This is a genomic window from Sphingomonas sp. P4_G3, assembly GCF_056401105.1.
The window spans coordinates 1-22,264 of record NZ_JBFUJZ010000003.1 but is presented as its reverse complement, the minus strand read 5'-3'; the positions used below and the strand labels follow the sequence as shown (position 1 = coordinate 22,264).

Sequence of the window (22,264 nt, the reverse complement as noted above, 5' to 3'; positions counted from 1 at the left end):
TTAGGATATTCTATGGAAGGCCGGGTGGGGGAGCGRGCCGGCACCGCAACCGTTTCAGCTTTGCTGAAACAAACTGGACCTCAGCCGAAGACGAAATCGTCGGGAGAAAACCCCTGCGCGCCGCGGACGAATATGCTGTCGGCGCCCATGGAAATGCGAATTCCACCCGCGCTTGTGGCGAAACCGAGTTGCTCATAGGCAATGTCGAAGGCGCTGAGATCGATATGGTCCGCGCCCGGGGTAAAGTCGGTGATGTCGTCGGCGCCGGAACCGGGCGCGAACACGAACCAGTCAGCGCCCGCACCACCCTCGAGCAGGTCGTTGCCGCCGCCGCCTATCAGGCGATCGGCGCCGTCGCCGCCATAGAGCTTGTCGGCGCCGCCGGTCACCGTCGCGGCCGACTCCCGGCCGTCGCCATAGAGCCAGTCATTGCCGTCGCCGCCGTCCAGCGTGTCAGCGCCACCCTTGGCGCTATCCGTCATCACGTCACCATCGCCGATCAGGATGTCGTCGCCCGCGCCGCCGGTCAGCCGGTCGCTGCCCCCTTTGCCGCTGTCATAGATATTGGTCGCATCGCCGATCAGCAGGTCGGCATCGTCTCCGCCGTCGAGCCGGTCGTTGGCGCCCTGGCTGCTCAGCCATTCCTGGTCGCCGACCAGCCGATCGGCCCCCGTGCCGCCATCGAGCCAGTCCGACTGCCAGCCGCCGAGCAGCATGTCGGCACCTGCCTGACCCTGGAGCAGATCCTCGCCATTGCCGCCCGCGAGCGAATCGTCGCCCGAATTGCCGGCAATGGCGTCATTGGCGGCAAGCCCTCCCAGCGTATCGCTGCCCGCGCCACCGATCATCGTGTTGGCGAGCGCGTTGCCATTGCCGGTGAAATCGGCGGCGCCGCGGCGGATCAGTTCCTCAACATTGCCGGGGAGCGTGTAGTTGTCGAGCGTCGTCTCGACCCGGTCGAACCCCGCATCGGCGGCTTCGGTGATCCGGTCGCCGGTGTTGTCGACAAGGAAGATGTCGTCGCCGGCGGTGCCGAGCAGCGTGTCCGCCGTGGCCGTGGCGGGCAGGGGCAGCAGCGCGATATAGTCGGTCGCGCCAGGCGACGCGCTGCCCTGATCGACGGTCAGCGTTTCGTGGATCGTCTCCGCACCGCTGAGGCCGGGGAGCGAATCGCTGGTGGCGAGCGTCGAGAGCTCGGACCGGGTGATCTCGACGTCCTGCAAGGTGAGGTGCCCCTGCGAGGAGATCACCTTGGTGCGCGATCCGGCATCATCAAAGTGCCCGCCGATCACGGTGACGTTGGCGGCGTCGTCGAGCCAGAGCTGGTTCTGCTCGGAAATGCCGCCGCGCAGCACCGGGTTCAGACCGACCGAGTCGATCAGCGTCGCGTCGCCCCAGAGCCGGTAGTTGCGGCCATTCTCTTCGCTGAGCGCGCGGACGAGCACGGTGTCATTCGACTTGAGATCGTAGCCGCCGTCGCTGTTGCCGCGCGCGACCGTGTCGATGAAGCGCACGTCATAGACACCGCGCTCGCTCGCGAAGCCGTCGCCGTTGAAATAGGCGCCGGCGGTGCTTTGGACATTCTCCATCACCACCTGGCTGAGCGTGACGTTGTGGACGGTGCCGTCGAGATGGACGCCTTCGGGCAGGTCGTCGCCGGTTTGCCCGGCCATGTCCGCCGTGACGTTGTCGATCACCACGTTGTTGGTATCGTACTGGAGGCGGATCGCGGCCTTGGAGAATCCCTGCACATCGACGTCGCGGATCGTTAGCCCGGTGATGGTCGCGGTACCCGAGGGCGCGCTGGAATAATCCTCGAAGAAGCGGCGGACGTTGTTCGCGTCGACATCCTCGATATGGAGATTGCTGAGATCGGCGGTGGCGCGGAAGGCCGTGCCGACATTGTCGATCCGCAGGTCGCGGAATTCAAGATTGTCCGCGCCCGTGCCGAGTTTGAACAGCTCGTTGCCGGAGGCATCTCCCGCCTGCCAGTCGGCCGGGCGCGAACCGGTGAAATGCGCGGCCATCGCATTGCCGCCGGAATCGATGCCGCGCACGACCACTGGCTGGCCCTCCGCCCCGCCGCGGGTGATGCCGAGGATACCGGTAACGTTGTAGTCGCCCTGGTCGGCCAGCAGCAGCACCTCGCCCCCCGGTCCCGCCTTTCCGATCAGCGTGTTGAGCGAACCGATCGATGCTGCGTTGTTGATGTCGCTGCCGCTTTTGTCCCCAGATCCGGCAGGCGAGATATACAGGCTTGGCATGGCGAATCCCCTGCTGTTGCACGAGGTTAACCTCGATCAAGTCGCAATGCTGCACGGAAGCGTGGTTAAACCAACATCATGCTGATAATCGGTGAGATTATCGCGATGGACCGTCGTGGATCGCCGACGCTGCCTGGCCATTGCGACGATCCGATTTGGTCTGGTCCAGCTCTCAACATCTGCAGCCCGACCCAACTTCAGCAGGACGGGGTGTCGATCAGCGGCGCGAAGTTGCCGTACTTTCCACGAAAGAAGAGCAGTGGCTGATCGGCGCGAACGATGTCGAGTTCGCGCACATGGCCAAGAACGATGAAGTGATCGCCCGCCTCATGAACGGCATCGACCGTGCAATCGATCCAAGCGACGACCTCGTCAAAGATCGGCGATCCGTTCGTGGATAGCCGGTAATGGAAGCCTTGGAATTTGTCGTCACCCTTGGCGGCAAAGCGGCGGCAAAGATCTTGCTGGTGACTGCCCAGGACGTTGACGCAGAATCGACCCGCCCGCGCGATCCGCGGCCAACTGGTCGAACCGCGATCCGGAAAGAACGCGACAAGGGGCGGGTCGAGCGAAACGGAGGTGAAGGAACCGACCACCATCGCCGCGGGCGTCCCTTCGGGTTCGATCGCGGTAACGACGCAGACCCCGGTCGGATAATGGCCGAGCACGCGCCGGAAGGTCGCACCGTCGATGGGCTCCTCAAGCTTCACTGTCCGGTCCACATTGGCTTCCTTCGTTCTTTGGCGGCCGTTTCGGCTTCGCGCTTGTCAAGGCTGTCGGCGTAAAGCTCGATCGGTTCGAACCGCGTTGCCAGCGCGACGTCGAGCGGATGACCGAGCCGGGAGAGCGCTGCGGCCTTCGCCGCCTGGTTGGCGAGCGGAGATGCCGCGTTGATTTTATTCGCCCAGCGCGCGGCTGCGTCGGCCAGATCCGCAAGAGGTACGATCTCGTTGACGAGACCGAATTGGGCGGCGGCTTGCGCCGATATGCGTTCTCCCGTCAGGATCATCGCCATCGCGATATGATGCGGTAATTGGCGTACGGCGCGGTGCACGACCCCGCATTCACCGATGACGCCGACCTTGGTCTCGGGAAGGCCGAACTGTGCATTGTCCGCCGCCACGATGATATCGGCGCACATCGCGAGCTCGAACCCACCCCCGACGCAAAAGCCCTGGACGGCTGCGATCAACGGCTTTTTCAGGGTGACGAGCGGGCCACCTATCCCCGTCAGGCCACCACCTAGCGCCATCCGCCGCGGTCGATCGATTCCTTCCGAAAGATCCGCGCCGATCGAAAACGCGCGTTCGCCTTCCGCCGACAGGATCGCGCACCAGATGCCCGGGTCGGCATTGATCGTTGTCCAGGCGTCCGACAACAGATCGTCCATCGCGCCGGTCAGCGAATTGAGCTGATCCGGACGGTTGAGCCGCACATGCGCCACGCGTCCGACGCGATGGAACTGGACCTCGGTCAATGGTCAGTGCCCGGCCGTGACCGGCCATTCGAGCTGAACGTCGTCGACAGCGGCGATGATGCCCGACCTGAAATTGGGGCTGGTCCCCGGTTTGACATGAAAATCGGGAATGCGTGACAGCCATTCCTGCAAGGTCACGATCGCTTCCATGCGCGCCAGATGCATGCCGGCGCAGCGGTGCGGACCGCCCCCAAAAGTCATATGCGACGGCCGCTTGCGGCGGATGTCCAATTCCATCGCGTCGGCATTCTCGCTTTCGTCGAGCCCGTGCATCGCGGTCGGGATCAGGATCATGTCGCCGCGCTTCAGTTCAACGCCGCGATAGACCTGATCTTTTGCCACCATCCGGGCTTCAGCGATCACCGGGAAGCGCCGGAACATCTCCTCGACACCGCGTTGAAGTACCAAAGGATCGCCGCGCAGGTCGGCGACGATTTCCGGGTGCTTGGCGAGGTGAAACATCATGAAGCTGAGAAAATTGACGACCGTGTCCAGTCCGCCGAGCAGCAAGAGCGAGATCAGGCCGATCGCACGCTCATGGCTGATCGGCTCGCCGTTGATATCGTTGTTGACCATGACGGTGATCAGGTCATTTCCCTCGCCGCCGCGACGAGCGTTGACGATCGGTTCGACATAATTGTCGAAGCCCGCCTGGGCGGCCTCCAGCGCTGCTGCCATCTCTTCTGGCGTCGCGCCCGGCGGCCGCGTCATGTCTTCGGCGAACCGCGTCAGCATCGCCGCGTCCGACATCGGCAGATCGCACAATGCCATGAACACCCGAACGGGAAAGATGCGCGCATATTCCGTCGAGAATTCGCAGCCGCCTTTTGCCACCAGCCCTTCGATCAGTTCGATCGAGATTGCCCGGACTTCATCCTCGACGCGGCGCATCTGGGCAAGGTTCAGACCCCTGTCGAGCGTCTTGCGATAGGGGGTGTGCTCGGGCGGATCCATCCGCGTCGGCACCATCAGATACTTCTCGCCGGCTTCTTTGGGCAGGAAAATCACCTCGCTCGAGAAGCGCGTCGGGTCGGTATAGATTTCCTTGATCAGTTCGCCGCGCGTTGCGACCCAATGCCCGCCGGTAAATGGCGTCCAGACGAGCTCTGGGACGTCCGGGCGCTGCAGCGCGCGCCACGCCTCGTGATACCCATTCTCGATCCCGTCGGGCGCATACATGTCGATATCGCGGACTAGATGATCCGGAACATGGGCAGGCTTCGGTGTGCGGTGGCGCCCGATATGGGGGTCTGCGTCGGCCATAAGAAATCCTCTCTAATGATGGTCAGAGTGTCGGATCGATAATTGCTTTGATCACCTCGCCCTTCTTGACCGCGTCGAGCGCCTTGGCGGCATCGCCGATCGCGAAGCGGTGGCTGATCAGATCGGCCAGGGGAAAGCGATCCTGCAGGCGGGCAGCGAGATGCATCGCGCCGTGATAGTTCTTGGGTTTGGGAAAGCTCGCGCCGCCGATCGTCAGGTTCTTGGTCGACAGATCGCGCGGGCTGATCGGTTGCGTGCCGATTGCGCCCCACAAACCCAGGATGATGTAGCGCGCGTGATTGCCGGTGAGATCGACGCCTTCGGGGAATGCCGGCAGAAACCCCGCCGCCTCGATCACGACGTTGGGGCCATTGTGCCCGGCAATATCGCGTACCTTGCGCAGCCGTTCTTCGGGCGAGTCCCGCAACGATATGGTCGCGGTGGCGCCGAGCGACTTGGCGACCTCGAGCCGCTGCTCGACACCGTCGATGACGATGATCTCGCGCGCGCCGGCGACAGCGGCGACCAATACGGCGGAGAGCCCGACGGGGCCGGCGCCCTGCACCACGACCGTGTCGTTGACCTGGATCTGTCCGCAGCGGTCCAACCCGCGCAGCACCGTCGGTAGCGCGCAGCCGAGCGCCGCGATCGCATAGGGGTCCGCGCCGTCCGGCAGCCTGAAAAAAGCCAGCCCGTTGGGCAGCCAGGCAAAGTCGGCATAGCTGCCCCAATTGGGCTTTTCGGCGTGCTCGAAATATTGCGAATTCTCGCATGGCGTCTCTTCGAGCACCGTGCAGGAATGGCAACGGTGACACAGCGCGATCGGCGCCCAATAGACGAGGTCGCCGGTTTGGACCGGAACGCCGGCATAATCGGTCGTGACGCCCGGCCCGAGTTTTTCGATCCTGCCCACACCCTCGTGACCGAGAATGATCGGAAAGGGCATCACCCCGACTTCGCCCGTCGCGATGTGCACGTCGCTGCCGCACACCCCCCCGATCACCACGCGGACCAGCGCGCCGCCCGGTTCCGGGTCGGCAATCGCAACGTCCCATGTCTCGATGCGATTGGGCTCGACCAGCACCGTTGCCCGACCGGTTACCATGACGATGTCCTCCTGTGATGCTTCCCGGTGCCGATGCGCGAGGCCGGCTGTCCGGCCCGCGTCGTGCGCACCGGCGTTCGCGGCATGTGGTGCTGTCGCGGATCTGCCCGTCGTGCGGCGCGGCGACATTCGCCGTCGCCGGCTAGGCCGCGGCATTGTCCGGTCTGCGATGAACCAGGCGGCTGCGCTATCCCGACGGGAAACGCGCTCGCCGGTGCGTTTAGCGATCCGATTCCGGCTGGAGGAAACCGTGCAGGAACAGATGACACGCCTGACGAGCGATCTCCGGAATTTCCAGATGGCCGGGTCGATACCATTCCGCCGTGGAATCGAGCATGTTGATGAGAAACTTGCGCGCGACGGTCGGGTCGAGCTCGCTCCGTGCCACGCCGCTCTGGCGTGCGGCCAAGATCAGGTCGCGCCAGTAATTGTCGAACCCGGCGTAAGCGGCGAGAACGCGGCGCTTCATGTCGTCCGGCAAGTCCTGAAATACCCGCGATACCGCGGACGAATATTGATCGCCGGTCAGGAGAAACGTCAGGTGCGCCGTAATGGCTGCTTCGAGACGCGCGGTCGGCGACGCCGACGATCCCAGCACTTCTACCTGGGTTACGATGTAGCGGGTGTTGCGATGGCAGCCCTCTACCAACACTTCCTCGATCAACTGATCCTTGGAGTCGAAATGGTGATAAAGGCTGGGTGCCAGCATGCCGGCTCGCTTGGCCACTTCCGATAGTTTCGTTCCCTGCAGGCCGCGGGTACGCAGCAGATCGGCCGTGGCATCGAGAATGCGGGATCGTGACGTTGTGTCTTCCATAACCCTCGCATCGCGCATCGCGCGCGCAAAAGAAAGTGCGCGGCATCTCGGCTCCATGGCGTTTCCCGCCGGTGCCTTGCCGAGGGCCCGATAGGGTTTCAGCCGGCGAAGGCGACATTGGGCATGCCCCTGACCAGCGGATCGAGAATTTCGAACAGACTGCCGGCGAGCGGCTGCTGCGCCTTCGCCTCCTCGCTCAGCGCATTGGCGGCTGAAGTCAGGAATAGCCGCTCCATGTTGGCGCCGCCAAAAGCGGGCCGCAGCCCCTGGCGAACAGGTAGCCTGCGTTCCTCCAGCAACTCGGCGTCCGGCGAATAGCGCCGAAGCATCCAGCTCTCGTAAAAGGCAATCCAGATACCGCCTTCGACATCGACTGCCATGCCATCGGGAAAGCCGTCGTTTTCGCCATATTTCAGCCAGTCGCGGCGATTGGAGATCGATCCATCCTCGGCCAGATCATAGGCCCAGGTGACGCGGGGGAGCGAATCGTTGAAATAGATGGTCTTGCCGTCCGGGCTGAATGCGGGACCGTTGGCCGTCACGACGTTGCGCTCCATCGTGGCGATCGTGCCGTCCGGGTCGATCCGATAGAGCTCGCCGGTGCTGCGCTTGTCGAAATCGCGGACGCTGTCTTCCTTGTTCTCGGACGTCGTGCTGTCCTCGAACTGGGTGACGTCGCAGCTGCCCGTCCAATATCGTCCCTTGTGATCGACGACACCGTCATTCAGTCGTGCGATCTCGCTGTTCGGGCGCGGATCGGCGAACAGCTCGAACGTCTCGGTTGCCGGGTCGACATAGGCCAGCCCGTCGCGCGTCGATGCGATGAAGCCGCCCTTGCCCCGAAGACCGAGCGCCGAAATCCACATCGGCGGAATCCACCGGCCCTTTTCCTCGGTCTCGATGTCGATCCAGTTGACGCTCGGGTTTTCGACATCGACCCAATAGACGCGGCCATCACGCGGATCGTAAAGCGTGCTCTCGCCCAAGGTCGCCTTCGCCTCCCACAGGCAGCGCCAGCCCGGTCCTTCCATCTCCATCCCGCTCTCCATTCTATAGTTCCACGCGTCCGGTACCGAACGGCGCGTCGCGCTGTTTCACCGCTTCCTTGAGACCCTGTTCGCGCACCGTGCGATTGAACGCCGAACGGCTGTCGGCGAGATGCCCGCGCGCATCCATTTCCGCCGCCATCCGCTGCAGCGTGCGCGCGCCCATCAATTCGAGCCCGATATTGACGATGCGCTTGTTCGCACTGAGCAGATCGGCGTCGATCAACGCGAGCCGGTCGGCCAATGCCTCGACTTCGGCGACAAGCTGATCGCCAGGGACAGCTTTCAGCACCAGCCCGATCGTCGCCGCGTCGCGCCCGCCGATCAGATCGCCGGTGAGCAGCAGGCGCTTGGCCCATTGCGGGCCGACCATGTACAGCCACATGTTGCTCGGCAGCGAGCCTTGCGAACGCGCCGGCGGGAAGCCGAAGCTCGCGTCATCGGCGCAGATGATCATGTCGCACAGCAAGGCGAGGTCGGTTCCACCGGCGAGACACCGGCCCTGAACCTGGGCGATGACCGGCTTGTGCATGTCGAACAAGGCCATGCGCAGGCGCTGCAGGCGTTCCTGATGCCAGGCGTCGTCGTCGAACTTCGCTCGACCGCGGCGATGCTCCACTTGAAGCGCGACCGGGCGGTCGTACCGCTGCAGGTCGTAGCCCGACGAGAAGTCCGGGCCGGCGGCGGCAAGGATCACGCAGCGCACACGATTATCCTCGTCGGCCTCCCACAAGGCCTCGTGGAGTTCAGTGAGCAATTCCTCGTTCAGCGCGTTACGCTTGTCGGGCCTGTTCAGCGTGATCCGCGCTCGCCCGTCGGCGAGTTCGTAGCGGATGAATGTGTAGCGGTCGTCGCTCACCATTGCTGCTTCCTCATCCCATCGTGCGAGCAGTCTCGAGCGCCGCGCGTCACGATCATTTCCCCGTCACACGACGGAATGCGCCCTGTCGGCCATGCGCGGCGCGCTCGTGTCGATGTCCTTGAGTTTCGGGAGCACCTTCCTGGCGAACAACTCATAGTTCGCGCGACCCATTTCCTGCGGCATTTCGCCATATTGGAAATAGGTGATGAAGCTGCCGATATCGAACTCCTCGACCATCGCCGCGAGTTTCTCGGCTACCTCGTCGGGCGTCCCCCAGACTTGCAGATCTGCCAGGAAGCCGTTGAACTTGTGCAACCCGTGCTTGGCGATATTCTTGGCCAGTCCGCCATAATATTCATAGCCCTCGATATTGGCGAACCCGGCATTGGCGAACTGGTAGAAGTCCGAGGTCGATCGGGTATAGGCCTGGATGTGCTGGTCGCGCATCTCCTGCGCGACCGCGGGATCCTCGTGCACGGCGATGAACACCGCGAAGACCGGCTTCGGCGCGGGCGCCCCGTTCTGTTTCAGGAACAGCTGACGATAGCTCTCCAGATCCTCCGCCACCTTGTCCCACGGCTTCTGTGCGATGACCATCAACCCGACGTCGAGCTTGGCCATCAGATTGACCGATTCCGGTGAGATTGCCGACGCGAAGGTGCGGCCACGGAAGCTTTCATAAGGGCGAGGGCGGAGCTCGACGCGCGGCTGCCGCAAATACTTGCCGTCATATTCCATTATGCCGGTTTCGAGCGCGGTCAGCACGGCTTCGGCATATTCGGTGAAGCGGCCGCGCGATTCGCCCATCGGCACGTTGAAGCCCGCGAATTCGGAAGCGCCAAGTCCGCGGCCGATACCTAGTACCGCCCGACCCTCGGAGAAATAGTCGAGCAGGATGAAGTTCTCTGCGGTGCGCACCGGATCCTGCCACGGCAGCACGCACACCGTGGTGCCAAGCTTGATGCGCTTGGTCTGGCCGGCGACGAAGGACAGGAACTGCGGCACGTTGGGCGTCATGTTGTAATTGGTGAAATGATGCTCCGGTGTCCACACTGAGTCGAAGCCGAGCGACTCGGTGTCGACAGCCATCTTCAGCTGGTGGCGATAGACTTCCTTGTCGGACAGCTTGTCGCGCAAATTCTGGAAGGTGAGGCCAAGCCCGACGTCCATCGTCCTAATCCCTTGCTCATATTGTCGAGCTAGCCTAATGGTCATTAGGTTAGGAACGCAAGCCCCTTTCGTGCAAGCGTTGATTTTATGTGTAGTTGCTGCCGAAGCCCTTGACCAGCGAGCAGCTAGGGCAGAATAATATGCATTAGGTTGAGGACGGAGAGGCTTGATGGAATCGGCGATAGCCAGCGTCGACGAACGCCGCGCCAGCATGGAGCGCCGACATCCCGCGTGGATGCCGATGTCGCTCGACCGATATCTCGCCAGGGCAGCCTCGGACTTTGCCGACCGCCCGCTCGTCATCACCGACGACAGTGTCATGAGCTATGCCGAGGTCGATGCCGCGGCCACGCGCATCGCGCAGATGTTACGGAACCGCGGCATCAAGCCGGGTGACCGGGTCGCGATGCTGATGGCCAATTATCCGGTCACCGTGGCATTGCTGTTCGGCATCTGGCGCGCAGAGGCTACCGCGGTGCCGTTGAACACGCTGTACCGGTCGGAAGAGCTCGGGTTCGTGCTTGCCCAGTCGGCGCCGCGATTGCTCATCGCGATGACCGGGTTTCTCAAGCGCGATTACGCCAAGGAGATACCGACGATCCTGCCTGCTGGCGTCGATCTGCTGTTCTATGATCCCGAAACCCCGGCAAGCTCCGATCTCGTCGCGGCGATCGATGCCGTGACGACGATCCAGCCTGCGGGCCCCGTCGACGCCGAGCGCTTTCCGGCGGTGATCATGTACACGTCGGGGACGACGGGCAGCCCCAAAGGCGTCATGCTGACGCATGACAATCTGCTCCGCGCCGCCTATGCCGGCGCCCATCATCAGGCGTTCGAGGACGGGCGTCGCGCGATCTTCTCATTGCCGCTCTATCACGGCTTCGGTCTCGTCGTCGGCCTGTTGTCGGGCATCGTCGTCGGAGGCTCGATCGTACCGCTGCCGCGCTTCGACCCACGCGCCATATTGACGGGGATAGGTCGGCACCGCGCGACCTATCTGATGGGCGTGCCGACGATGACCGTCGCGATGCTCGAGATCGCCGAACAGGAAAGCTTCGACCTCAGCTCGCTGACGGCAATCCACAGCGCCGCCGCACCGACGCCGAGCTGGGTCTGGCAGCGTATCCAGGACGTGTTCGGCTGTGGTGAAATCTTCACCAGCTATGGCCAGACGGAGGCAACTGCGACGATCATCTGCACGCAGCCCGGCGACGATCTGGAGGTTGTCGCGACGACGCAAGGTATCATCGTGAAGGGTGGCGTGGCGGGCATAGCGGAACGGGGCGGCGACATCGCCGAATTCCGCATCGTCGATCCGGTGAGCGGCGCGGACAGCCCGTCGGGGGCGCCGGGGGAAATCTGGACGCGCGGGCCGATGAACAGCCTGGGCTATCTCGATCGACCGGCGGATACCGCAGCGTTGTTCGCCGAGGGCGGTTGGCTCCGCACCGGCGACCTCGGTTACTTCCGCGACGACGGCAATCTGCTGCTTACCGGCCGGATCAGGGAGTTGTTCAAGAGCCGCGGCGAACTCGTCTCTCCCAAGGAGGTCGAGGAAGTCATCACCACGCATTCGGCGATCCGCGAAGCCTATGTCATCGGCATGCCCGATGATCGCTATGGCGAGTGCGGCTGCGCCTGGCTGGTTTCCGCCGACCCGGTTGCGCCCAGCGTGGCCGAGATCACCGCGTACCTCGCTGAGCGTCTGCCAGGCTACAAGATGCCGCGCGACATCTGGTTCATCGACACCGCCGAATTGCCCAAGACCGGTACCGGCAAGGTGCAGAAAAACCTGCTCAAGGATCGTGCCGAGCGGCTGCTGGCGGCGGGTGCCGCGGCATGACCCGGCTTTATGGGGAGCGCAATCAATGAACGCCGACATTTCGACGATCGAGGCCATTCTCGAAGATGCCCGCGATGGCCTGCCGTACATTCTCGTCGATGCGGATGACCGCGAGAACGAAGGCGACATCATCATCCCCGCGCAGTTCGCAACGCCGAGCCAGATCAACTTCATGGCGCGCCATGCGCGCGGGCTGATCTGTCTGGCAATCACCGAGGCGCGCGCCGGGAAACTCGAGCTGCCGCCGATGACGGCCAACAACCAGTCCGGACATGGCACGGCCTTCACCGTCTCGATCGAGGCGCGGGAAGGCGTGACGACAGGGATTTCCGCGCAGGATCGCGCGCATACCGTCGCAGTCGCGATCGATCCGACCAAAAGCAGGCGCGATATCGTCTCGCCGGGCCACGTCTTTCCGCTCGTGGCGAGGGAAGGGGGCGTTCTCGTCCGCGCCGGCCATACCGAGGCGGCGGTCGATATCTCGCGGCTCGCCGGGCTCAATCCCGCGGGCGTGATCTGCGAAGTGATGAACGACGACGGCACGATGGCGCGGCTGCCCGAGTTGATCCAGTTCGGGCAGCAACATGGCCTCAAGATCGGCACGATCGCCGACCTCATTGCCTATCGGCGACGGTCCGAGCGGATCGTAACCGAAGTCGCGACCGCGCCGTTCGACTCCGTCTACGGCAACGACTTCACGATCCATGTCTATCGCAACAGCATCGATGGCGGCGAACATATCGCGCTGGTGCGCGGCAACATCCATGCCGGCCAACCGACATTGGTGCGCGTCCACCAGGTCGATCTCACCGCCGATCTGCTCGGTTGGTCGCTGGCGCGGCGCGACTATGTGCCGCGTGCACTTTCAGCGATCGCGGCGCATGACGGGCCGGCAGTAGCGGTGTTCGTCCAGGATCCCGATCCGACGTCGATCGCGGCGCGCGTCAACGGCGGGCGCCGCGCCTATCACGAAACCCATGCGATCCGGGATTACGGCGTTGGCGCGCAGATCCTGCGCGATCTCGGGGTGCAGGAGATGGTCCTGCTCACCTCCAGCAACGACAAATTGACCGCGCTTGAAGGCTTCGGCCTCAGCGTGGTCGGGCGTCAACCGATTCCCGACGAACGGGTGACGGCCGGCGCACGATCAGTCGCGGCGGTCGGCGGCGCGTGACCGCGACACCAGTTTCGACAACGGCAATCACGAGGAGAGATCAGATGGGCAGACTATCGGGCAAGGTCGCAATCGTCACCGGCGCCGCGCGTGGCATGGGCGAATCGCATGCCCGCACGTTCGTGCGCGAAGGCGCCAAAGTGGTGATGACTGATCTGCGCGCCGACGCCGGACGCGCATTGCAGCAGGAACTCGGCGAAACCTCGCTCTTCATCGAGCAGGACGCGACGGATTTCGCGCAATGGGAGGTGGTCGTCCAACAGGCCGAAGCCGCGTTCGGCCCGGTCGATGTGCTGGTGAACAATGCCGGCATCCTCGGCGCGATGGCGCGCACCGCCGATCTTACGGAAAAGGATTATCTCGCGGTTTGCGCGATCAACCAGCATTCGGTGTTCTACGGCATGCGCGCAGTGCTGCCGTCGATGTTGAAGGCCGGCCACGGATCGATCGTCAACATCTCGTCGATCGCCGGGATCGCCGCCAATTACGGCTTTCCGAGCCTGGCCTATGTCGCCAGCAAGTTCGCGGTGCGCGGCATGACCAAGGCGACGGCGATCGAATACGGCCCGCACAACATCCGCGTGAACTCGGTCCATCCGGGATTCATCCAGACGCCGATGATGGTCGAGGCGACTGATGAGGAAGGCGGCGATGCGTTGTCGCTGATTCCGCTCGGCCGGATCGCCGATCCGCAGGAAGTGTCGAACCTCGTGCTGTTCCTGGCATCCGACGAATCGTCGTACATCACTGGTTCTGAGCACCTCGTCGATGCGGGCATGCTCGCGCAATAATTCGCGGGCGGCCTTGCCGGAAGTTAATCGCGCAGACGCAGCGGCGCGCAGACGCAGGCGACGATCTGGTCGATCGTGTCGTCAAGCGCCGCCTCGAAACTCTCCTCGCCCGGTGCGCGCGTCTCGAACGTCTCGTATCGCGCGAGGATCGCGAGGAACATGAAACTCGCCGTGACGAGGCGGCGCTGCGCGACATCCTCGGGCAGATACGAGAGGCGCGCGCGCAGCAGGTCGAAAATCCGCGCGAGATGCGGATGCGATGCGCCGCCGAAGTCGCCAAAGCGGTGCGAGCGGCTGCGCATCAGATATTGGCTGAGAAAGCCGGCATAGGAATGATGGCCTTCGCCATCCGGCAGTTCGAGCTGCGGAAGATAGACCATGTCCAGCAGCGCGCGCGCGTCCATCAGGCGGCCCTTCGCTTCGGCCGCCGCAAGCATCCGGGCGCGGATCGGCTCCATCTGCTCCATGCGATAGTCGAAGATCGCCTCGACCAGCCCTTCGCGCGATCCGAAATGATATTGGACGGCGAAATGATTCCCTTGCCCCGCTTTCGACGCGATCTCGCGCATCGAAACGCCGTTGATCCCGCCCTCGGCGAACAGCGCCTCGGCGACGAGGATCATGCGGGTCTTGCCGTCGATCTCAGGGCTATCCTGGACGACGGGGTCGGCGAGGTCGGTCAAGCTCGGCTTCCTTGAGACACATGTTTTAGATTCCATTGATTCTACGCGTGGGCGTCACGGTTGTCGATTCCTCCGCGCGCGGACCAAAATAGGGCCGAATGATAAAATCTCGGAGGAGGGCGCGACGCGGCGTGCTCAACGCGTGGTTCAGTTTGTGATGCCTGGCACCGGACAACCGTTCAAACGGTTGACTTAATTTTGCGGCTGCGACATCATCCTCTCCAACGCGGGCGGAACGACCGGCGTGGGCCACGCGTGACGCCCCTGAAACGGCCCCCAAGGAGAGCGATTATGGCAATGGAAACTGGACTGATCTTCCACCCCTATATGCGGCCCGGCCGGACCGCGCGGCAGACGTTCGAATGGGGTGTGCAAAGTTCGATCGCGAGCGACAAGGCCGGCTTCGATTCGATGATGATCTCCGAGCACGCCTCGCAGATCTGGGAAAACATTCCCAATCCCGAGCTGATCATCGCGGCCGCCGCACTGCAGACCAAGAATATCAAGTTCGCACCAATGGCGCATATCCTGCCCCACCATAACCCGACCAAGCTGGCGATGATGGTCGGCTGGCTGTCGCAGATCCTCGAAGGCCGCTATTTCATGGGGATCGGCGCCGGCGCGTATCCGCTGGCTTCCTACATGCATGGTATCCGCGGCGAGGATCAGAAGACCGAACATCTCAACGAGATGGTGCGCGAATCGCTTGAGATCATGGAAAAGATCTGGAAGCGCGAGCCCTTCTTTTATGAGGGCAAATATTGGGATGCCGGATTCCCCGAGGAAGAGGTGGCGCTGACCGAGGAGGACGAGCAGCATAAGCTCGCCAATTATGCGCCCTGGGGCGGTTCGTTTCCGGAGTTCGCGGTCACCGGTTTCAGCGCGAATTCGCCGTCGATGCGGCTCGCGGGCGAGAAGAATTTCAAGCCGGTCTCGATCTTTTCCGGCAAGGAGGCGCTCAAGCGCCACTGGGACATTTACGCGGAAGCCAATATCAAGGCGGGGTTCACGCCCAACCGCCAGCGCCACGCCGTATCGCAGACAGTCTTTGTCGGCGACACAGATGCCGAGGCGAAGAAGGAAGTGATGGAAGGGCCGATCGGCTATTGCTTCAACAAATATCTCATCCCGATCTGGCGCCGTTTCGGCATGATGGATGGCTTCGCCAAGGACGCAGGGATCGATCCGCTCAAGGCCGATCTCGAATTCCTGGTGGATCACGTGTTCGTGGTCGGCTCGCCCGACACCGTCGTGGACAAGATCAATACCCTGTTCGCTGAAGTCGGCGGCTGGGGCACGCTACAGATCGAAAGCCACGATTATTACGACGATCCCTCGCCCTGGTTCCATTCGCTGGAACTGGCGGCGCGCGAAGTTGCCCCGCGGATCAGCTTGCCCGGCTCGACTGCCGATCAATCGGCAGCGCGCGTCGCCGCCTAACGCCTCATGCGGAGCGCGCCCTGGGGTGCGCTCCGCATTTTTAACCAGCGCTCGTCCGATGCGCAGCATAGCGTCAGGCTAATAGCTGTTTTCAACGCAAATGGTCGAGACGGACTGGCCATGGACGCGCATCGTAATGCGCTCTGGCGTAGCCTCGCCGATCCAAATCTGAAAAGAAATATACGGCAGTTCAACTAGTTAGTGCGCCTATGAGACGGCTATCGGCGGTAAGTCTACGCGCCTTTGCTCCGAAAATACATGGCGAACTACAAAGTTGTTGCAGCACTAGCCTAATTGTGATTAGGCTAGCATCCAAGAGCGCTAAAGGCGCCGTCGATGATCCAACGTCGCCAGATTCCGCGCTGCGGGCAGGAGAGGACATGCAGGATGCAGTTGAAGCGTCGAGGCCGTGCCGGGTCATCCGGCCCGCCATTTCGACTTGCTTTCGCCTCGGCGGCCCAATCGCGCTTCGCCGATCTGGCAAAAACCCCAACGCACCATTGAGCCTCGCAGAAGGCGCGGTCGAGCCGGGCTGCTGAACCTAGTCAGCACCGCGTGATGCCCGACCAAAAAGAAAAAAGAACCACGAGGAGAGACATGATGATCAGGGAAGGGACCATTCCGATGACACTTCGGCCGCTATCCGTATCGGAAAAGGGGCGCCTGTCCGGCCAGTTCCGCTCGTCGACGATGACGGCGGCAATCGCGCTCGCCGCGATCAGCAGCGCGCCGGCCTTTGCCCAGTCGAGTCCAGCAACAGCGCCGGCCAGCCCGCCGTCGCAACAGACCGCGCCGGCGCCCGCCGCGAAAGATCAGGTGGCAGCGCCTACGTCCGACGACATCATCGTTACCGCGACCCGCCGCGAGGAATCGCTCTCGAAAGTGCCGTTGTCGATCACGGCGCTGAGCAGCGATACGCTCCGCGACCGCGTCGTCACGAGAGAGCAGGATCTTGCCGCGCTCGTGCCGGGCCTGGTCGTGAAGAACGGCCAGAATCAGAACCAATTGAGCTTCACGCTTCGCGGACAGACTCTCGACCCGTTCTCCGGCGCCAGTCCCGCCGTGCTGACGTATCTGAACGAAGTTCCGTTCGGCGGCGGCAATTCGGCGACGTCTTTCTATGACTTTTCGTCGGTCCAGGTCCTCAAAGGGCCGCAGGGGACGTTGTTCGGCCGCAACGCGACGGGCGGCGCCGTCCTGTACACGTCGAATCTGCCCGGCAATGACTTTGGCGGCTATCTCACCGTCCGCGGCGGCGAGCGGAACCTGCGTCAGGTTCAGGGCGCGGTCGACATCCCGTTGATTTCCGACGTCCTGCTCATTCGCATCGCGGGCGATTATCAACGCCAGGACGGATATGTGCGCAACCGCCTTGCCGGCGGCACGCTGGGCAACATCGACAACAAATCCGGTCGCATCTCGGTGGTGTTCAAGCCGACCAACGACATCAAGAACGTGACGGTGTTCCAATATAGCAAATTCGGCGGCAACGAGGCGGCGAGCCAACTATATTCCTATTACAAGCTCGGCCAGACCAACAACGGCTATGCGCTGACGACGACGCTCGACACGGTGTACGGCAACGGCTTCTTCCCGGGCGTCGGCGACGGCCCGCCGGGACCGGGGACCTTCCCGGGCGCCGTGGCGGGCTATCTCGCTTATCAAAAAGCGCATCCCTACGACATCTACCTGTCCTACGACCTGCCGCACGACGCGGACAATTACTTCGTGCAGAACACGACCACGATCAATCTGGACAGCACGACGACGTTCAAGAATATCTTCGGATATCAGTCCAGCTACGCCAGGACTCCGGGCATCTTGAGCGGCTCCCCCTTCGCCTCACTCGATCTCTATAACTCCACGGGCGCCTTCAAGGGGCCGCCGGGCGGCGAACTCTTCAGGAACACCAGCCTGTCGGAAGAAATGCAGATCCAGGGTCAGGCCGCCAACGGCAGACTGAAGTTCATCATTGGCGGTTTCTACAATTACCAGACCAAGGAAGAAGGCATTCCGGTCATCGTCGGTGGCGAACTCGCCGCTCCGCTTGGCCAGGTGCTTTACCATACCCGCGGCACTGATGAGTCGCGCGCGCTTTACGCGCAGGTGACCTATGATCTGTCCGACGCGGTCCGGGGCCTGAGCATCACGGCGGGCGGTCGCTATACGTGGGAGACGGTGGGGGAGACGCCTTATGCGGACCACGTCTTTGCGCCCAATTTCCCCCACGAGCTGGTGGATCTTCAAGCGCCGAGCTGGAATTTCAACCTTCAGTGGCAGTTCAATCCGGAAAACCAGATCTATTTCACGCAGCGCGGCAGCTTCCGGTCGGGCAATTTCAACGGCGCCGTCGTACCGTACAATCTCGTGAACTTCTTCAAGAACGAATACACGCACGATTTCGAGCTGGGCTATAAGTTCAACGGATCGGTCGCCGGGAAGCGCGCCCATTTCAATATCGCGCTCTACGATCAGATCGTGACCAATGCGCAGCATTCGATCTACGCAGTGGTTGCCGGGGCACCTTCCGCCTTTACGGTCAACGTCCCGCAAGCGACGATCAAGGGCGTCGAGGTCGATGGCGACATCAGCCTGGTCGATTGGCTCAAACTGGGCTTTTCCGGCGCCTATACGGATGCGAAATACACCAGGAACATTGTCGATCTGTCACGGCAGACCGGCGTGCCGGGGTATACGGTTCCGTTCGATTCCTATCCCGACGCGCCGCACATATCGGGGTCGCTATACGCCGATCTGACGCTGCCCGTTCCCGATAGATACGGTCGCGTCCATTTGCGAGCCGACTCCTTCTCTCAATCCTCGTCGTTCTTCTCGAACAACAACGAGTCGTTGACGCCTGGGACCAAGGTAAAGGGCTATACGACGGTGGCGCTGCGGCTGGGCTGGGAGGACATTCTGGGAAGCAAGCTATCCGCCTCCGTCTATGCCAAGAATGTGTTCAACCGGCTCTATTACCAAGCCGGCTATGTCGAAGGTAATTCGGGCGGCTTCAACACGGTGATCGTTGGTGAGCCGCGCACCATCGGAGCGGAACTCTCGTTCAAGTTCTAAGGGCGAGCATGCAAAACGGCTCGGCTACGTATCTGAGCCGGGTCGTTCTGCGGCTCTTTCAGGTGAACAAGATAGTTGGGCAGGGCCGGGCGATCGTCAGGACCTGCGGCTCACCTCAAATTGACACTGGTACAAGCTCTTGACCCACTATGACGTCCTTATTGTCGGCGCCGGTCATGGCGGTGCACAGGCGGCGATCGCGCTGCGGCAGGGCAAGTTTGCCGGTTCGATTGCCATTGTCGGCGACGAGCCTGACCTTCCCTATGAACGCCCGCCGCTGTCGAAGGAGTATCTCGCAGGCGACAAGTCGTTCGAGCGCATCTTAATCCGCCAGCCGAGCTTCTGGATCGAACGGGACGTCAACATGCTGCTCGGTCACCGCGTCGATCGGGTCGATCCCGTCGGTCATCAGGTAACCACGGCGGATGGCGTCAACATCAGTTATGGCAGTCTGGTCTGGGCGACCGGTGGCAGAGCCCGGCGGTTGACCTGCGATGGCCACGATCTGGCAGGGGTGCATACCGTGCGGACGCGCGCCGATGCCGACCGAATGATGGCCGAACTGCCGGCGGTCACGAACGCCGCGGTCATAGGCGGGGGGTTCATCGGCCTCGAGGCAGCCGCGGTGCTCGCGAAGTTCGGCAAAAAGGTCGTGCTGATCGAGGCGCTCGACCGCGTCATGGCGCGTGTCGCCGGGCATGATTTGTCGCGCTTCTATGAAGGCCAGCATCGCGCGCACGGCATCGATGTCCGCCTCGATGTGACGGTCGACAATATCGTCGGCGACGGTGCTGTCTCCGGAGTGCGATTGTCTGACGGTTCGGTCGTAGCCGCCGATCTGGTCGTGGTCGGCATCGGCATTGTCCCCGCGGTCGAACCGCTCCTCGCCGCAGGCGCCATGGGTGGAAACGGGGTATTTGTCGATGCACAATGCCGCACGTCGCTTCCCGACATCTATGCGGTCGGCGATTGCGCGCTCCACGCCAATCGTTTTGCCGGGGGCATCGAATTGAGACTCGAATCGGTGCAAAATGCGACCGACCAGGCAACGGTCGCGGCCAAGACGATCCTGGGTGAGGCGACGGCGTACGAAGCGGTGCCTTGGTTCTGGTCGAACCAGTACGACCTCAAACTTCAAACGATCGGATTATCGATCGGTCACGATCTGGCCGTCATGCGCGGTGAACCCGCGACGGGCAGCTTTTCGGTGGTCCATCTTCGCAAGGGCAAGGTGATTGCGTTGGACTGCGTCAACGCGACCAGAGACTACGTTCAGGGCCGCAAGCTTGTGGAAACCGGGGCTGTCGCCAGCCCTGAAATCCTCGCGGACGTCTCGATCCCGCTGAAGGCGATAGTCGCTTAGCCAGGCAGAATGACTTGGCAATACAGCGGCTCGGTCTCGAGGAACCGAATTTATACGGTCGGATAGGAAAGCTCACCGGCTTCGCCCAGATGTTTGCCAAGCGCTTTCGGTACTGTACCTGGAAATGGTTGTGGACGTTAGCATGGACCGAAGCGAACTTCTGTAGCGACTTTATTCGTCGGGATCGGAGCATCGTTCGCTCCCGTCGCGGAAAGGATAGGTGGCTATTTTCGACCTTGTTGTTGGCCCGGCGCCCGACCTCCCGTTTGTCTCGATTGCCTAGCTCGTCCATCGCGGAGCTCTGGATTTGCGGCTCATCCGCGCCCGCTATTACCTGCCCTCGTTGGTCTGACAGTGCCGTATCGCCTCATGAACTATCCGATGTAGCTCCGGCACAAACCCGGTATCATGGGTGCGGCGGCGGATGGTGAAGGTGAGGTCAGGTTGATAGCGGTGCGCGAGCGGGGGCGCAGCGGCGGATCGGAAGCCGAGATGGCGCTGTTCGCGCGCGTCGTCGACGGCCCGACGGCGAGCGGCGCCTATATCGTGCGGATCGCCCCCAATAGCCGGGGCCAGGCGATCGACGGCCTCCGCGCCACGCCGCAAGTCGTGCTGGCCGAGCCGATCGACCCTGGATCGCAGCCATGACCTGGCGCGGATGGTTCCGGCTCTGCCTGGCCTTGTGCGGTGCCGCCGCGCTCGGCGTGGTGACGCCGGGCCATACGCAGGAGCGGCCGACCGCCGACGCCGATCGCCAGATCCTGGTGATGCTCAAGATGGCGCCGCCGCATTACCGGCCCGGCGGGAGCTATGGCGGCAGTTACGGTGACACGACGGCGATGGCCGCGCGGCGGCGCATGGCGGCAGGAATCGCGCGGCGCAACGGGCTGAAGCTGGTCGATGGCTGGCCGATGCCGCTGATCGGGGTCGATTGCTATGTCATGCGCGTGCCCGATGGCAGGGCGCTCGACGCGGCGATCGCCCAGGTGTCGAAGGAGCCGGGGGTCGCCTGGTCGCAGCCGCTGCAACTGTACCAGGCGCGCGGCTCGCCCGCCGGGGCCGCGCTCAACGACCCTCTCTTCCGAGCAGAGCCCGCTGCCGTCGCCTGGCGGCTCGCCGACCTCCACCGCATCGCCACCGGCCGCAACGTTTCCGTCGCCATCATCGACAGCAAGATCGACGTTGCGCATCCCGACCTTGCCGGCCAGTTCACCGCCAATCTCGATTTCGTCGCCAATCCTGATTCCGGGCGCCGCACCGTCCCCAGCGAGGCGCATGGCACCGGCGTTGCCGGCATCGTCGGTGCCAAGGCGGGAAACGGCATCGGCATCGCCGGGATCGCGCCCGACGCGCGGATGATGGCGTTGCGGGCGTGCTGGCAGACCGCCGCCGGCCCTACGCTTTGCAACAGTCTCAGCCTGGCGCGCGCGCTGCAATTCGCGATCGACCACAATGCCGAGGTGATCAACCTCAGCCTCGCCGGGCCGGCAGACCCGCTACTCGCCCGGCTGATCGCCCTTGCCCTCGCGCGCAACGTCTCTGTGGTCGCGGCATTCGATCCGTCGCTGCCCCAGGGCGGATTCCCCGCATCCTTGCCTGGCGTCATCGCCGTCGCCGACGAATCTTTGCAGTCTTTGCCCGCGCGCGTGTACATTGCGCCCGGCCGCGACGTGCCGACGACACAACCGGGGGGTAAATGGTACCTCGTCAATGGCAGTTCCTATGCGGTCGCGCATGTCAGCGGGCTGATCGCGCTGGTGCGCCAGTCCAGCGGTCGCGCGACACGGATCGCGCTGAACCGCATGGCGGGCGGCGCGATCGACGCCTGCGCGACCCTGGTCGGGACATCGCCGGCCTGTGATTGCTCGTGCGCGATCGACCACCGGCTCGCGGG

18 protein-coding genes are annotated in these 22,264 nt (G+C 63.1%); 8 read left to right on the top strand and 10 right to left on the bottom strand.

Going from position 1 to position 22,264, the window contains the following annotated elements:
* Positions 1–80 precede the first annotated feature (80 nt).
* The 9 genes from AC1DQQ_RS08295 to AC1DQQ_RS08255 all read right to left on the bottom strand — a co-directional run bounded on the left by AC1DQQ_RS08295 (position 81) and on the right by AC1DQQ_RS08255 (position 10,004).
* On the bottom strand, positions 81–2,264 hold the full coding sequence (locus AC1DQQ_RS08295; RefSeq protein WP_478044828.1) for a calcium-binding protein: 2,184 nt from the start codon (positions 2,262–2,264) through the stop codon (positions 81–83).
* Positions 2,265–2,461: 197 nt separating this feature from the next.
* Positions 2,462–2,986, bottom strand: coding sequence for a flavin reductase family protein (locus tag AC1DQQ_RS08290; RefSeq protein WP_478044827.1), 525 nt, complete (start codon positions 2,984–2,986; stop codon positions 2,462–2,464).
* Positions 2,971–3,741 carry an enoyl-CoA hydratase-related protein gene (locus tag AC1DQQ_RS08285; RefSeq protein WP_478044826.1) on the bottom strand — a complete coding sequence of 257 codons (771 nt, stop codon included), beginning with the start codon at positions 3,739–3,741 and terminating at the stop codon, positions 2,971–2,973. Before AC1DQQ_RS08285 ends, AC1DQQ_RS08290 begins: the two co-directional genes overlap by 16 nt.
* 3 nt (positions 3,742–3,744) lie before the next feature.
* A complete protein-coding gene (locus AC1DQQ_RS08280; RefSeq protein WP_478044825.1) occupies positions 3,745–5,004 on the bottom strand; it encodes a cytochrome P450 in 1,260 nt (419 codons plus the stop codon).
* A gap of 22 nt (positions 5,005–5,026) precedes the next feature.
* The gene (locus AC1DQQ_RS08275; protein WP_478039634.1) at positions 5,027–6,109 is read right to left on the bottom strand and encodes a zinc-binding dehydrogenase; all 1,083 of its coding nucleotides are present in this window, start codon (positions 6,107–6,109) and stop codon (positions 5,027–5,029) included.
* Positions 6,110–6,329: 220 nt separating this feature from the next.
* Entirely contained in the window at positions 6,330–6,926 is a 597-nt protein-coding gene (locus AC1DQQ_RS08270; protein WP_478032871.1) for a TetR/AcrR family transcriptional regulator, read from the bottom strand.
* A gap of 98 nt (positions 6,927–7,024) precedes the next feature.
* Positions 7,025–7,975, bottom strand: a complete 951-nt coding sequence (locus AC1DQQ_RS08265; protein ID WP_478039638.1) for an SMP-30/gluconolactonase/LRE family protein — start codon at positions 7,973–7,975, stop codon at positions 7,025–7,027.
* A 1-nt stretch (position 7,976) separates the two neighbouring features.
* Positions 7,977–8,834, bottom strand: a complete 858-nt coding sequence (locus AC1DQQ_RS08260) for a crotonase/enoyl-CoA hydratase family protein (RefSeq protein WP_478044824.1) — start codon at positions 8,832–8,834, stop codon at positions 7,977–7,979.
* 63 nt (positions 8,835–8,897) lie between these two features.
* Positions 8,898–10,004, bottom strand: a complete 1,107-nt coding sequence (locus tag AC1DQQ_RS08255; protein ID WP_478044823.1) for an LLM class flavin-dependent oxidoreductase — start codon at positions 10,002–10,004, stop codon at positions 8,898–8,900.
* A 169-nt stretch (positions 10,005–10,173) separates the two neighbouring features.
* Between AC1DQQ_RS08255 and AC1DQQ_RS08250 the strand changes: the two genes are divergently transcribed.
* From AC1DQQ_RS08250 to AC1DQQ_RS08240, 3 genes are read left to right on the top strand one after another with little or no spacing between them, the layout of a single operon-like run.
* The gene (locus AC1DQQ_RS08250; protein WP_478044822.1) at positions 10,174–11,847 is read left to right on the top strand and encodes a class I adenylate-forming enzyme family protein; all 1,674 of its coding nucleotides are present in this window, start codon (positions 10,174–10,176) and stop codon (positions 11,845–11,847) included.
* 25 nt (positions 11,848–11,872) lie between these two features.
* Positions 11,873–13,021, top strand: a complete 1,149-nt coding sequence (gene ribB / locus AC1DQQ_RS08245; RefSeq protein WP_478032864.1) for a 3,4-dihydroxy-2-butanone-4-phosphate synthase — start codon at positions 11,873–11,875, stop codon at positions 13,019–13,021.
* A gap of 44 nt (positions 13,022–13,065) precedes the next feature.
* A complete protein-coding gene (locus tag AC1DQQ_RS08240; RefSeq protein ID WP_478044821.1) occupies positions 13,066–13,812 on the top strand; it encodes an SDR family NAD(P)-dependent oxidoreductase in 747 nt (248 codons plus the stop codon).
* Between the two features lie 23 nt (positions 13,813–13,835).
* Here AC1DQQ_RS08240 and AC1DQQ_RS08235 read toward each other — a convergent pair whose 3' ends face one another.
* Positions 13,836–14,495, bottom strand: coding sequence for a TetR/AcrR family transcriptional regulator (locus AC1DQQ_RS08235; protein ID WP_478044820.1), 660 nt, complete (start codon positions 14,493–14,495; stop codon positions 13,836–13,838).
* 291 nt (positions 14,496–14,786) lie between these two features.
* Here AC1DQQ_RS08235 and AC1DQQ_RS08230 point away from each other — a divergent pair, with 291 nt between their 5' ends.
* The 5 genes from AC1DQQ_RS08230 to AC1DQQ_RS08210 form a co-directional block, all read left to right on the top strand.
* Complete coding sequence (locus AC1DQQ_RS08230) at positions 14,787–15,935, top strand: LLM class flavin-dependent oxidoreductase (RefSeq protein ID WP_478032860.1); 1,149 nt, start codon at positions 14,787–14,789, stop codon at positions 15,933–15,935.
* A gap of 624 nt (positions 15,936–16,559) precedes the next feature.
* Positions 16,560–19,007: a TonB-dependent receptor gene (locus tag AC1DQQ_RS08225; protein ID WP_478039649.1), complete on the top strand. Its 2,448-nt coding sequence runs from the start codon at positions 16,560–16,562 to the stop codon at positions 19,005–19,007.
* 139 nt (positions 19,008–19,146) lie between these two features.
* The gene (locus AC1DQQ_RS08220; RefSeq protein WP_478044819.1) at positions 19,147–20,370 is read left to right on the top strand and encodes an NAD(P)/FAD-dependent oxidoreductase; all 1,224 of its coding nucleotides are present in this window, start codon (positions 19,147–19,149) and stop codon (positions 20,368–20,370) included.
* A 408-nt stretch (positions 20,371–20,778) separates the two neighbouring features.
* Positions 20,779–21,018 carry a hypothetical protein gene (locus AC1DQQ_RS08215; protein ID WP_478044818.1) on the top strand — a complete coding sequence of 80 codons (240 nt, stop codon included), beginning with the start codon at positions 20,779–20,781 and terminating at the stop codon, positions 21,016–21,018.
* Positions 21,015–22,264: S8 family peptidase (locus AC1DQQ_RS08210; protein WP_478044817.1), on the top strand; the 1,250-nt coding region annotated here is incomplete at its 3' end. The genes AC1DQQ_RS08215 and AC1DQQ_RS08210, both read left to right, overlap by 4 nt.

Bases quoted from the DNA above. Each gene is read 5' to 3' on its own strand.
- AC1DQQ_RS08295 (WP_478044828.1), bottom strand. From the start codon at position 2,264: ATGCCAAGCCTGTATATCTCGCCTGCCGGATCTGGGGACAAAAGCGGC.
- AC1DQQ_RS08280 (WP_478044825.1), bottom strand. From the start codon at position 5,004: ATGGCCGACGCAGACCCCCATATCGGGCGCCACCGCACACCGAAGCCT.
- AC1DQQ_RS08275 (WP_478039634.1), bottom strand. From the start codon at position 6,109: ATGGTAACCGGTCGGGCAACGGTGCTGGTCGAGCCCAATCGCATCGAG.
- AC1DQQ_RS08270 (WP_478032871.1), bottom strand. From the start codon at position 6,926: ATGGAAGACACAACGTCACGATCCCGCATTCTCGATGCCACGGCCGAT.
- AC1DQQ_RS08265 (WP_478039638.1), bottom strand. From the start codon at position 7,975: ATGGAGAGCGGGATGGAGATGGAAGGACCGGGCTGGCGCTGCCTGTGG.
- AC1DQQ_RS08260 (WP_478044824.1), bottom strand. From the start codon at position 8,834: ATGGTGAGCGACGACCGCTACACATTCATCCGCTACGAACTCGCCGAC.
- AC1DQQ_RS08255 (WP_478044823.1), bottom strand. From the start codon at position 10,004: ATGGACGTCGGGCTTGGCCTCACCTTCCAGAATTTGCGCGACAAGCTG.
- AC1DQQ_RS08250 (WP_478044822.1), top strand. From the start codon at position 10,174: ATGGAATCGGCGATAGCCAGCGTCGACGAACGCCGCGCCAGCATGGAG.
- ribB (WP_478032864.1), top strand. From the start codon at position 11,873: ATGAACGCCGACATTTCGACGATCGAGGCCATTCTCGAAGATGCCCGC.
- AC1DQQ_RS08240 (WP_478044821.1), top strand. From the start codon at position 13,066: ATGGGCAGACTATCGGGCAAGGTCGCAATCGTCACCGGCGCCGCGCGT.
- AC1DQQ_RS08230 (WP_478032860.1), top strand. From the start codon at position 14,787: ATGGCAATGGAAACTGGACTGATCTTCCACCCCTATATGCGGCCCGGC.
- AC1DQQ_RS08225 (WP_478039649.1), top strand. From the start codon at position 16,560: ATGACACTTCGGCCGCTATCCGTATCGGAAAAGGGGCGCCTGTCCGGC.
- AC1DQQ_RS08215 (WP_478044818.1), top strand. From the start codon at position 20,779: ATGGGTGCGGCGGCGGATGGTGAAGGTGAGGTCAGGTTGATAGCGGTG.